Genomic DNA, 12,840 nt, shown 5'->3' with positions numbered 1-12,840 from the left:
GTTGATGAAACTGAACGCACTGCGTGGCCTGCTGCTGCCGTTACTGCTGCTGGCCGCCTGGGAATATGCCTCGCGCCAGAGCACTGCCGGCGCCTACGCTTTCGTACCCCTGGCCCAGGTGGGCGCGGCCCTGGCCGAACTGCTGGGCAATGGCGAACTGCTGGTCAACCTGTGGGCGAGCCTGCTGCGCACCTGCATAGGCCTGGCCGTGGGCATCGTCGCCGGCACCGCACTGGGTGCGCTGATGGCGCTGTCCGGCCTGGCCAACCGCCTGATCGCACCCTTGTTCCACGCCCTGCGCCAGGTGCCGATGCTTGGCTGGATCCCGTTGATCGCCCTGTGGCTGGGCAACGGTGAAAGCGCCAAGCTGCTGATCGTCAGCCTCGCGGCGTTGTACCCGATGGTGCTCAACACCTTCGAAAGCCTGCGTCAGGTCGAGGGCCAGCACCGCGAGGCGGCCCGGGTGCTGATGCTCAGCCGCAGCCAGCAGCTGCGCCTGATCCTGCTGCCGGCCGCCTTGCCGGGCATTGCCGCCGGCGTGTTGCAGGCCCTGGCCTTCGCCTGGGTGACGGCGGTGGGCAGCGAGCTGTTCCTGGCCTCCGGCGCCGGCCTGGGCAGCCTGATGATGAACGCCGAGGCCGGCGCGCGCATGGAGATCATCCTGGTCTGCGTGCTGTGCATCGGCCTGTGCGGCTATGTGATGTCCTGGCTCTGCACCCTCCTCGCCCGCCGCCTGCTGCGCGGCCACCCGACCCCTTGAAAGGCCCGACCATGAACGCCATCGCTCCCAAGCTTGACCCCAGCACCGCCACCGGCGCGCTGTCCATCCGCGGCCTGAGCAAGTGCTACCCGCTCAAGGGTAAACAGGTGCCGGTGCTTGAAAGCATCGACCTGGACATCCGCCCCGGCGAGTTCGTCAGCATTCTCGGCGCCAGTGGCTGCGGCAAGTCCACCCTGCTGCGGCTGGTCGTCGGCCTCGACCAGGACTATCAAGGGCAGATCCTGCTCGACCAGCAGCCGGTGCGCGGCCCGGGCCTGGAGCGCGGCATCGTGTTCCAGGACCATCGCTTGTTCCCGTGGATGACCTTGCAGCAGAACATCGCCCTGGCCCTGAAGAACCACGCCCTGCCCGTCACCGAAAAAAACCGCCTGGTGGCCGAGCACATCGACCTGGTGGGCCTCACCGGCTTTGAGAGCGCCTACCCGCACCAGCTCTCCGGTGGCATGGCCCAACGTGCCGCGATTGCCCGGGCACTGGTGAACAAGCCCAAGGTGCTGCTGCTCGACGAGCCCCTCGGCGCCCTCGATGCCCTGACCCGGGTGCGGCTGCAACAGGAGCTGCAACGGATCTGGGTACAGGAGCGCTGCACGGTGATCATGGTCACCCACGACATCGAGGAGGCGCTGTACCTGGGCGACCGGGTGATCGTGCTGGATGCCCACCCGGGGCGCATCCGCGAGGACCTGCGCATCGACCTGCCGCACCCACGGCAGCGCGACAGTGCGCTGCTGCAGGGCTTCAAGCAACGGTTGCTGGGGGAGTTGGTCGGGCACTGAACAGGGCCCGATGTGCTTACATCTCGACCTGGGTGCCGAGCTCGATCACCCGGTTCAGCGGCAACTGGAAGTACTTGAGGTTGCTGTTGGCATTCTTGAGCAGGAACGCGAACAGGTGTTCACGCCACCTGGCCATGCCCATGCGCTTGCTGGCGATGACGGTTTCCCGGCTGAGGAAATAGGTGGTGCGCATGGCGGCGAACTCCAGATCGTCGCGCTGGCAGCGGCTCAGGGCCAGCGGCACGTTGGGCTCTTCCATGAAACCGAAATGCAGGCTTACGCGGAAGAAGCCCTCACCGAAGGCTTCGACCTCGAAACGCTTGCCCACGCTGACCCGCGGTTCGTCCTCGAACACCACCGTCAGCAGCACCACCTGCTCGTGCAAGACCTGGTTGTGCAACAGGTTGTGCAACAGCGCGTGCGGCACCGCTTCGGGCCTGGCGCTGAGGAACACCGCCGTGCCCGTGACCCGGTGGGGTGGCTGGTACTGCAGGCTGGCGATGAACAGGTCGAGCGGCAGCGCGCCTTCGTCAAGGCGCTCGACGATCAGCCGGCGCCCGCGCTTCCAGGTGGTCATCAGCACGAACAGGGCAACCCCGGCGATCACCGGGAACGCACCGCCCTGCAAGATCTTCGGGGCGTTGGCGGCAAAGTACAGGCTGTCTACCAGCAGGAAGCCCAGCAACAGCGGGATCGCCAACCAGCGTGGCGTCTTCCACAGCAACAGCACCACCGCCGAGGCCAGCAAGGTGGTGATCAGCATGGTGCCGGTCACCGCTACGCCATAGGCGGCGGCCAGTGCACTGGACGACTCGAAGCCCACCACCAGCAGTACCACGCCGACCATCAACGCCCAGTTGACCATGCCGATGTAGATCTGCCCCTGCTCTTCGCTGGAGGTGTGCTGGATGAACATGCGCGGCACATAACCGAGCTGAATGGCCTGGCGGGTCAGGGAGAAGGCGCCGGAAATCACCGCCTGGGAGGCAATGATGGTGGCCAGCGTGGCGAGCCCGACCATGGGCAGCAGGGCCCACTCGGGGGCGAGCAGATAGAACGGGTTGCGCACCGCGTCCGGGTTGCCGAGGATCAACGCGCCCTGGCCGAAGTAGTTGAGCACCAGGCCCGGCAGCACCAGCAGGAACCAGGCCCTGGCGATGGGCTTGCGGCCGAAGTGCCCCATGTCGGCATACAGCGCTTCGGCGCCGGTCAACGCCAGCACCACGGCGCCGAGGATGGCCACGCCCATGCCAGGGTGGGCGACGAAGAACTGCACCGCCCAGGCCGGATTGAGCGCCTGCAGCACCTCGGGGCGCTGGGCGATGCCATGCACGCCAAGCGCCCCGAGCACGACGAACCACAGCACCATGATTGGCCCGAACAGGATGCCGATGCGCGCGGTGCCGTGCTTCTGGATGACGAACAGCGCCACCAGCACCACCACCGACAACGGCACCACCCAGTGCTCGATGCCGTCGAAGGCCAGTTGCAGGCCTTCCACCGCCGAGAGCACCGATATCGCCGGGGTGATCATGCTGTCGCCGTAGAACAAGGCGGCGCCGAACAGCCCCAGCAGCACCAGCCCCTTGCCCAGGCGCGCATAGGGCGCCGCGGCCCGGTGCGCCAGTGCGGTCAGGGCCATGATGCCGCCTTCGCCCTGGTTGCTGGCGCGCAGAATGAACAGCACGTACTTGAGCGACACCACCCAGATCAACGACCAGAACACCAGCGACAATACGCCGAGCACGCCGACGGTATTGGCCTGGACGCCGTAGTGGCCGGCGAAGACTTCCTTGAGGGTGTACAGCGGGCTGGTGCCGATGTCGCCATACACCACGCCGACCGCGGCAACGAGGGTGCCGATAGCGGTGGACTTGCCGGGGAGGGTTGGGGTTGCAGCGGTAACGCTCTGGCTCACGGATGACGTCTCTGGGCTGGCGGGTGGAAAGCGCCTGCCCTCCCTGTGCATGACGACCTCGCGTGGCGCCCGCTCCGCCCCCGGCTACCTGCCTGAGGCCCTGCGGACCGGGCAGCAGAGGCGGCCAGTATCCTTGCAAGCGATCTGGCCGGCCGTAAAAAGAGCGTAAAAAAGCACGGTATCCGCGCCCCCAGGCCAATCGCAGCGGCCGGTGCTGCTGGGATGTGGGTCGGGCAGCGAAACCAGGCTTTCGACTTCGAGCGAATATCGATTAATGTCCTGCGCAACCCCACCGACTGCGGCGCCGCTCGGCAGCCGAAGGTGGGTGACTCCTGCTGACGGTTTTGCCACACGAGGGCATCGACAATGAGTGAAGGCAGCACCCCGGTCAGCGAACAACCACGGGCGGCCAGGCAACCGATAAGCCTGGCCGAAGCCCTGCGCTTCTGGCTCAAACTGGGCTTCATCAGCTTTGGCGGGCCCGCCGGGCAGATCGCGATCATGCACCAGGAACTGGTGGAGCGCCGACGCTGGATCAGTGAAAAACGCTTCCTGCACGCACTTAACTACTGCATGTTGCTGCCCGGCCCCGAGGCCCAGCAGTTGGCCACCTACATCGGCTGGCTGATGCACCGCGCCTGGGGCGGCGTGATTGCCGGCGCCCTGTTCGTGCTGCCGTCGCTGTTCATCCTGATCGGCTTGTCGTGGGTTTACCTGGCCTTTGGCGAAGTGCCGGTGGTGGCCGGCATCTTTTACGGCATCAAGCCTGCGGTGACCGCGATCGTGTTGCATGCGGCCCACCGCATCGGCTCGCGCGCGCTGAAGAACGGCTGGTTGTGGGCCATCGCCGGCGCGTCGTTCGTGGCCATTTTCGCCCTGAATGTGCCGTTCCCGCTGATCGTGCTGGTGGCCGCTATCGTCGGCTATGCGGGCGGGCGACTGGCGCCCGGCACCTTCGTCATCGGTGGCGGCCATGGCGCCGCCCGCCAGCACTACGGGCCGGCGCTGATCGATGACGATACGCCCCCACCCGAACATGCGCGCTTTCGTTGGCGACACCTGCTGCGCCTGGTGGTGATCGGCGCCGCGCTATGGCTGCTGCCCATGGGGCTGCTGACCCTGGCATTCGGCTGGGGCGGCACCCTGACGCAAATGGGCTGGTTCTTTACCAAGGCCGCCCTGTTGACCTTCGGCGGTGCCTACGCGGTGTTGCCCTACGTGTACCAGGGGGCAGTCGGCCATTACGGCTGGCTGTCGCCCACGCAGATGATCGACGGCCTGGCGTTGGGGGAAACCACGCCAGGGCCTCTGATCATGGTGGTGGCATTCGTCGGCTTCGTCGGTGGCTACCTGCAACCGATGTTCGGTGCCGAGCATCCGTTGCTTGCCGGGGCGGTCGCGGCGAGTTTGGTCACCTGGTTCACCTTCCTGCCGTCGTTCCTGTTCATCCTTGCCGGCGGCCCATTGGTGGAATCCACCCACGACGAAATGAGGTTCACGGCGCCGTTGACCGCGATCACGGCTGCCGTCGTAGGCGTGATCCTCAACCTGGCGCTGTTCTTCGGTTACCACGTGCTGTGGCCCAACGGCTTCGCTGGGGCATTCGACTGGCCTTCGGCGCTGATTGCCGCGGGCGCGGCGCTGGCATTGTTCCGCTGGCGCCGTGGGGTGATTCAAGTGTTGCTCGCCTGTGCCTTGGCGGGCCTGGCAGTGCACATGTTGCGGGGCTGAGCGCGCAGGCCGGCCGACAGTGTCGGCCGGCCCATGCAGCGCGGGATCTACCCCACCGCCTGCGCCGCCTGTTGCTCGGCATGGTAGGACGAGCGCACCAGCGGCCCCGACGCCACGTTCCTGAAGCCCATCGCCACGGCCTGCTCGGCAAACCAGGCGAAGGTGTCCGGTGCACGAAACGCTGCACCGGCAGGTGGCTGCGCGACGGTTGCAGGTAATGCCCCAGGGTCAGCATGTCGACCTGGTGCTCGCGCAAGCGCTGCATCACCTCGAGCACCACCCAGCGCTTCGTCTCGCGCGGGCACGATGCCCACCTGCACATCTACATCGGCGCCCCGGCGGAGCTGGAAGAGCGGGTGCTGGACAGCCGTCTGCACCTGGCCATCGGCCATTTCCCCCTGCGGGTGCCGGGGCTGTCCTACCTGCCGCTGTATGACGAAGCCCTGGGCTTGTACTGCGGCCGGCGCCACCCGTTGTATGGGAGCAAGGCAAGCAATGGCCGCCTGCTGGAAGAAGTGCGCGGCTGCCATATCGTCGTGCGCGGCTACATGCAGCAGTACGACCTGGAGCAACTGGGCGTGAGCAAGGCCGCCGCTACCGTGGAGAACATCGAGGCGGCGGCGATCCTGATCATTTCCGGCGCCTACATCGGCTTCTTGCCGGTGCACTTCGCCGAGCCCAGCAGCCTGGACCTGACCTCGCCGTTCGACGTCATCACCCGCCGCGGGGTATCGCCACCGCCGATCCTGCAGGCGTTTCTTGAAGACCTGAACGCCTGCATGCATCAGCCTGGGTTGGGCTGACCATTTTCTGCTGGCCCATTGATGATCAGAGGCCATTTATCTGCCTCTGCTGCTTGTAGGAATTATCCAGCCGCCACGCAGGAATCGTCCCTCAACTCTTCAAGAAATACCTGACGCCCTCCCTGTGAACCGCCTCGGTATCTTTTCCAGCCCCGTTTCGACCTGGCTGGATCCCGCCGGGCGACCGCGTTCACGCATGGAGAGCTGCACATGGCAACACGCGCCAAGATGGCCGTCACCCCTGGAAAACAGGCCAAGCGCCCGCTGGGCAGCGAGGCGCTGGCATGAGCGGCGAAACCAAGCAGCGCGAACCGCAGGTCGCCGTCGCCCCGCTCAACACCATTGATGTCAAGGACGTCGGCCGTGGCGCCGCCGCCTTTGACGCCTGGCTGCAATCGGTCAGTGGCGGCTACGTCACCCTTGAACGGATCAAGTCCGTGGCCGGCGCCCTGCCGGTGGTCGGCAACATCATGGCCCTGGTCGACGCCCTGGGCGACGTGGTGACCCTGGTCAAGAGCAAGAACCGCCAGTTGCTCGACTGGGTGAGCCTGGGCATCAACCTGATCGGCGTGCTGCCGACGCCGCCGACCATGGCCGCGGCGCGCATGAGCCTGCGGCCAACGCTGTTCCTGGTGCGCCAGGAGCTGCGCAACAGCGCCAAGATGCTGCTGGGCGATTCGCTGATCACGGTATTGAGCGGGCACCTCAACGCCACCATCGCCGGCACCATCGACGACTTCGTCAAACAGGCCCAACCGAAGATTGCCGAGATCCTCGCCGACGCCGGTGCGCTCGGCACCAAGGTGACCGGCGAGATCGCCGATGGCCTGGAGAAGGTGGTGCTCGGCCAGCTTGATGCCAAAGGCGACAAAGCGGCGGCGAGCCAGCAGATGGCGGCGGCGAGCGATCAGTTGCTCTACGACCCCAAGACGGCGATCAGCAATTTCTTCGGTGCGGTACACAGCGCCTACAAGGCTGCCGGCAAGGGCCTGGCCAACAGCGCGACGAGCAAGCTGCTGCCGGACGAAATCAAGACCAAGGTGCTGGCCAACACCGGCCAGTTGCGCGCCCTGGGCCCGGAGATGACCCAGCAGTTGAACAAGCTGGCCGACCCTGGCACGCAGATGAGCATCGGCTGGATGCTCAACGTGTTGGACGGCGCGGTAAAGGGCTTTCGCAAGCGCAACAGGAACGGCCAGCCGGGGGTGGTCAAGCCGGATACCGTGACCCAGGTGGAGCGCGAGCAAAGCAAGGGGCAGTTGGCGGTCAGTGGCAGGCAGGCACCGGCTGAGCAGACGCCGAGCCCCAAGCGTCCCCCTTGCCCACCCGAGCCGAAGGCCCGTACCGGCCATAGCATCAGTTTCTCGCTGGGTTCCGAGTTCATCCTGCATACCGATTTCAGTTTGCCTGGCCCCTTCCCCATCGAATGGCAGCGGACCTATCACTCGCGCCTGGCCGAATATGACCAGGGCAGCCTCGGGGCGCGCTGGGTCACCGAATTCACTACCCGAATCGACGTGGTGGGCAAGGGCCTGGTGTTCCATGACCACGACGCTCGCAGCCATGCCTTCGACCTGCCCAAGGTCGGCAAGGCGCTGTTCAACGCCATCGAAGACCTGCTGCTGGTGCGCAGCAGCGAAGAGGAGCTGGTGATCTGCCGTGGTTTCGTGCGCAAGGAGTATTACCTGCGCGTGGGCGATCGCTATTACCTGCGCAAGATCCTGCTGGGGAACGACGCCGGCTGCATGCTGCACTACGAGCATCGCCACGAAGGCCGCCCGGTGCTGTCCGACATCATCACCTTCCAGGGCGACGCGCAGGATGTGCTGCGCCACCTCGGCACCCTGATCGACGAACGCGGCCATATCACCGGCCTGTGGGAAATGCGCGACGGCCAGCCGCTGCGTCAGTTGTGCGCCTACCACTACGATGACCAAGGCGATCTGACTGCCGCCCAGGACGAGAACGGCGCGGCCTGGCACTACCAGTACCAGCACCATTTGGTGACCCGCTACACCGACCGCACCGGTCGCGGCATGAACCTGCAATGGGATGGCAGTGCCTTCGATGCCAAGGCCTTCCGTGAATGGGCTGACGATGGCAGCTTCGACACGAAGCTCGAGTGGGACGAGAACATTCGCCTTACCTACGTCACCGACGCCCACGGCCAGGAGACTTGGTACTACTACGACATCCAGGGGCATCTTTATCGCATCCGCTACCCCGACGAGCGCTCGGAGTGGTTGTTCCGCGATGACCGCAAAAAACTCGTGCGTCATGTTCACCCGGACGGCAGCGAAGACCGCTACGACTACGATGATCAAGGCAGCGTCATCCGCCATATCCGTGCCGACCATAGCAAGGTCCACATTGCCTATGACGACCGTCGCCATCCGATCAAGATCCGCGATGCCGAAGGTGGCCTGTGGCTGCGTGGTTACGATCTCAAGGGCAACCTGATTGAAGCCACTGACCCGCTGGGCAACAGGACCGAATACACCTACACGCCCTCGGGCCTGATCAAGGCAATCAAGGATGCAGCGGGCAACGAAAAGAAGCTGGCTTACAACGCAGCCGATCAGTTGGTCGAGTTCACCGACTGCTCAGGCAAGACCAGCCAGTGGGCATACGACGATCTCGGCCGCCTAGCGCTGTTCACCGATGCCGCCGGCAGCAAGACCGCCTATGAATACAACGCCGGCCAGCTGGCGAAAGTCATTCATCCGGACAACACCGAAGAGCGCTTCGAACGTGATGCCGAAGGCCGCCTGCTGGCCCACGCCGATGCCCTGGACCGCTGCACCACTTGGTCTTACAACACGGCGGGGCTGCTTGCTGAACGCGTGGATGCTGCCGAGCACACGGTGCGTTACCGCTGGGACAAGCTGGGCCGCTTGATCGGGCTGGAGAACGAGAACGAGAGCAAGGCCACCTTCCTCCACGACCCGGTGGGTCGTTTGCTGGAAGAAAAGGGCTTCGATGGCCTGGTGACGCGCTACCGGTACGACCCGGACAGCGGCCGGCTGGCCAGCACGCAGGTCGGCCAACGCCGGATCGATATCACCTTCGATGCCGTGGGGCGCCTGGCCTCGCGGGTGGCGAGCCTGGGCGACCAGCGCCAGGAAGAAACCTTTGCCTACGACGGTAACGGCAAGCTGGTCCAGGCCGTCAACGCCGACAGCAAGCTGCAGTGGTTCTTTGATGAAGCCGGCAACCTGACCCGCGAGCACCAGTACTACTTCAAGACTGACGTGCCGATGGTCGCGGTGTGGCAGCACGCGTACGACGCCCTCAATCATCGTGTTTCGACGATTCGCCCGGACGGGCACAAGGTCAGCGTGCTCACCTACGGCAGCGGCCATGTGTTGGGCATGACCCTCGACCAGCACGAACTGTTGGCCTACGAGCGTGACGACCTGCACCGCGAAGTGGTCCGCCATCAAGGCAACCAGTTGATGCAGACCCAGGCCTGGGACCCGGCAGGCCGTTTACAGGAACAACTGCTGGGCAGCCATGACGGCAAGTCCACTCTGCTCAAGCGCCAGTATCAATACGATGCAGTCGGCCAACTGACCGATATCCACGACACCCGCCGTGGCCATCTGGCCTATCAATACGATCCGGTGGGACGGTTGCTGCAAGCTGCCAGCCGCCTGGGCGTCGAGACCTTTGCCTTCGACCCGGCCGGCAACCTGCTGGACGACAACGCCCAGCAGCTCAACCGCCCGCTGGAAAGCGACCCGCGCCGCAACAAGCGGATGGACAACCTGCTGCGCGAGTACGCCGGTACCCACTATCAGTACGACGAGCGCGGCAACCTCGTCCACCGCCTGCATAACGGCGACAAGGCGCGCCTGACCTGGGACCTGTTCGACCGCCTGACTCGCTTTGACGACAGCAAGCTCAGCGTGGTCTACAGCTACGACGCCCTGGGCCGCCGCCTGCATAAACACTCGAGCGCACGCTATCAGGACGATCCCCGTTCGGGCAGCGGCTGGAACCGGATGCAGCGGGCCAAACGCCAGCGTGAACTGGGGTGTGGCTACACCCTGTATGGTTGGGATGGCGACACCCTCGCCTGGGAGAGCTCGCCGCCGCAAGACGAAGGCGAGACCGGGCGCACCGTGCACTACCTGTACGAGCCGGGCAGTTTCGTGCCGGTGGTCCAGGCACAACGAAATACCCCGATCCGCTTGCTGCGCCAGCCCGACTGGTGCGGCCGGGAATACGATTTCGATCAGGATCCGTTGTGGCACACCGAGGTCAAGGCGCAGCCATTCGAGGCGATTGCCTGGTATCAGTGCGATCACCTGGGCACGCCGATGGAGCTAACCGATCACAACGGTGAGGTGGCGTGGGCCGGACAATACAAGGCTTGGGGTGAAGTACGCGAGGCGCGTTCGGAGTGGGCCAGGCAGATTGGCCTGAGCAACCCGATTCGCTTCCAGGGGCAGTACCACGATCACGAGACCGGGCTGCATTACAACCGTTATAGATACTATGATCCGAAGGCTGGGCGGTTCATCAACCAAGATCCGATCAGCTACTTTGGTGGGTTGAACCTCTTTGCGTATACGCCGAACCCTATTGACTGGATAGACCCGCTTGGGTTGGCGAAGCGGGGGCCGAAAACTAATGGTGAGGGGCCGCATAACCAGGTAATTGCGGCGTGGGGGCGAGAGGTGCAGGCTTCTGGTGGTACGGTAATTGCCGGTGGAGGGGTGTTGAGTGAACGAAAAATCTTTACACCAGGTGGCCACAAAAATGGACGGCGCCCCGATATTATTTATGTCGACGAAAATGGTAAGAGGGTATACGGGAATGTTGGCAAGGTAAAAGCAGATGGTGAAACGCCTATAGCGCGTGAACAGAAGGCGATGGAAGATCTAAGAACTAAGGCCTCCCAAGAGGATGCCTCTGATGAAGTACAGTTCCGTGCATATAATAAGCCCTGCCCTTGAGGTGTATTGTGGAAAAAAATGTCTTCATGAGCTTTGATGAGTACTTGGTTTTGCTTGAGCAGCTAAAGAATGAGTCCGGCTATGATGTGTTCATGTCGACCAATTATTCTGAGCCATTTACTCTGATTGAAGAAATTTCCTCGATAACCAAGAAACACTTTGAAGACTCTATTCAGATGATGGTGCTGATCGGGGATAAAAAAGATTTTGGCTTTGCAGGCGTGCGGCAAGGTGCAGTGAATCGCCAAGATAAGGTGGGTTTTGTCAGGGTTGTTTATGGTGGTGAGGATGAACATGCGATAGGAGCATCAGTACTCGCAGGCGACAGATCCGAAGCGGAACAGAAAATTAGTAGAATCACAAACAAATTGCTCAAGAAAATAGCGCATAAAGGTGTTATGAGCTCTGCGGGGGATGGGAAGCATGTAAATGATAGGTATCACTGGACGGACGGGGCATTGAGTTCGGGGAAAAACTGGCATTTGTTTTTCAATACAGGGGTTAGGAAACCTCTAAATGCCAGTCCGGGGTACGTGCCGAAATTATTGCCCTGATATATAAAATAAGCCCGCGAAGCTACTGTCGCTACGTGTTCGGCCCCGGAATGAGGTGGTGCACCTTTATTTGGTGCGCCAAGAGGTGCGCAACAGCTTCAAGATACTGCTGAACTATAAGTGCGATGAACTGTACCGCGAAGTGGTCCGCCATCATGCTTGGGGCCCGGCAGGTCGGTTGCAAGAACAATTGCTGGGTAGCCATGACGGCAAGTCCACACTGCTCAAGCGCCAGTATCAATACGATGCGGTTGGCCAGCTGACCGATATCCAGGACAGTCGCCGTGGCCATCTGACCTATCGGTACGACCCGATCGGGCGCCTGTTGCAAGCCACCAGCCGCCTGGGCGTCGAGACCTTTGCCTTCGACCCGGCCGGCAACCTGCTGGACGACAACGCCCAGCAGCTCAACCGCCCGCTGGAACGCGCCCCCCGCCGCAACAAGCGGATGGACAACCTGCTGCGCGAGTACGCCGGCACCCACTATCAGTACGACGAGCGCGGCAACCTCGTCCACCGCCTGCATAACGGCGACAAGGCGCGCCTGACCTGGGACCTGTTCGACCGCCTGACCCGCTTTGACGACAGCAAGTTAAGCGTGGTCTACAGCTACGACGCCCTGGGCCGCCGCCTGCATAAACACTCGAGTGCACGCTATCAGGACGATCCCCGTTCGGGCAGCGGCTAGAACCGGATGCAGCGGGCCAAACGCCAACGTGAACTGGGGTGTGGCTACACCCTGTATGGCTGGGATGGCGACACCCACGCCTGGGAAAGCTCGCCGCCGCAGGATGACGGCGAGACCGGACGGACCGTGCACTACCTGTACGAGCCGGGCAGTTTTGTGCCGGTGGTCCAGGCACAACGAAACAACCCGATCCGCTTGCTGCGCCAGCCGGACTGGAGCGGCCGGGAATACGATTTCGATCAGGACCCGTTATGGCACACCGAGGTCAAGGCGCAGCCGTTCGATTTGATTGCTTGGTACCAGTGCGATCACCTCGGTACACCGATGGAACTCACCGACCACAACGGTGAGGTGGCGTGGACGGCGCAGTACAAGGCTTGGGGTGAAGCACGCGAGGCGCGTTCGGAGTGGGCCAGGCAGGTCGGGATGACTAACCCGATTCGATTCCAGGGCCAGTACCACGATCACGAGACGGGGCTGCATTACAACCGCTATCGGTACTATGATCCGAGGGTTGGGCGGTTCGTTAGCCAGGACCCGATCAGTTATTGGGGCGGTTTAAACCTTTATAAGTATGTACCGAACCCGGTTGACTGGATTGATCCATGGGGGCTGGCCAGGATAAAAA

At 63.3% G+C, this 12,840-nt stretch carries 6 protein-coding genes and 3 pseudogenes; 7 read left to right on the top strand and 2 right to left on the bottom strand.

What is annotated here, in order from left to right; genetic code table 11:
* Positions 1-4: 4 nt before the first annotated feature.
* Together LOY51_RS11690 and LOY51_RS11685 are read left to right on the top strand one after the other, a co-directional pair.
* Positions 5-760 (top strand): ABC transporter permease, encoded by a 756-nt coding sequence (locus tag LOY51_RS11690; protein ID WP_125858366.1) that lies wholly within the window; start codon positions 5-7, stop codon positions 758-760.
* 11 nt (positions 761-771) lie between these two features.
* Positions 772-1,557, top strand: a complete 786-nt coding sequence (locus LOY51_RS11685) for an ABC transporter ATP-binding protein (RefSeq protein ID WP_258646286.1) — start codon at positions 772-774, stop codon at positions 1,555-1,557.
* A gap of 16 nt (positions 1,558-1,573) precedes the next feature.
* On the opposite strand, the gene LOY51_RS11680 is transcribed toward LOY51_RS11685, so the two are convergent.
* Positions 1,574-3,475: a potassium transporter Kup gene (locus LOY51_RS11680; RefSeq protein WP_258646284.1), complete on the bottom strand. Its 1,902-nt coding sequence runs from the start codon at positions 3,473-3,475 to the stop codon at positions 1,574-1,576.
* A gap of 366 nt (positions 3,476-3,841) precedes the next feature.
* On the opposite strand from LOY51_RS11680, the gene chrA reads away from it, so the two are divergent.
* Positions 3,842-5,206, top strand: coding sequence for a chromate efflux transporter (chrA, locus tag LOY51_RS11675; RefSeq protein WP_258646282.1), 1,365 nt, complete (start codon positions 3,842-3,844; stop codon positions 5,204-5,206).
* Positions 5,207-5,253: 47 nt separating this feature from the next.
* Here chrA and LOY51_RS11670 read toward each other — a convergent pair.
* Positions 5,254-5,483 (bottom strand): annotated as a pseudogene (locus LOY51_RS11670) (lipoyl synthase); the annotation flags it as partial.
* Between LOY51_RS11670 and LOY51_RS11665 the strand changes: the two are divergent.
* From LOY51_RS11665 to LOY51_RS11650, 4 genes and pseudogenes are all read left to right on the top strand, one after another.
* Positions 5,482-6,009 (top strand): annotated as a pseudogene (locus tag LOY51_RS11665) (LysR family transcriptional regulator substrate-binding protein); the annotation flags it as partial. The pseudogenes LOY51_RS11670 and LOY51_RS11665 sit on opposite strands and share 2 nt — an antisense overlap.
* A 284-nt stretch (positions 6,010-6,293) precedes the next feature.
* Entirely contained in the window at positions 6,294-10,970 is a 4,677-nt protein-coding gene (locus LOY51_RS11660) for an RHS repeat-associated core domain-containing protein (protein ID WP_258646280.1), read from the top strand.
* 26 nt (positions 10,971-10,996) lie between these two features.
* Complete coding sequence (locus LOY51_RS11655; protein WP_125858363.1) at positions 10,997-11,524, top strand: hypothetical protein; 528 nt, start codon at positions 10,997-10,999, stop codon at positions 11,522-11,524.
* Between the two features lie 106 nt (positions 11,525-11,630).
* Positions 11,631-12,830 (top strand): annotated as a pseudogene (locus tag LOY51_RS11650) (RHS repeat-associated core domain-containing protein); the annotation flags it as partial.
* Positions 12,831-12,840: the final 10 nt, after the last annotated feature.

Source organism: Pseudomonas sichuanensis, assembly GCF_024749065.1.
GTDB lineage: Bacteria > Pseudomonadota > Gammaproteobacteria > Pseudomonadales > Pseudomonadaceae > Aquipseudomonas > Aquipseudomonas sichuanensis.
Note: the sequence above shows the minus strand (reverse complement) of the source record. Positions and strands in the feature narration are given on the sequence as shown.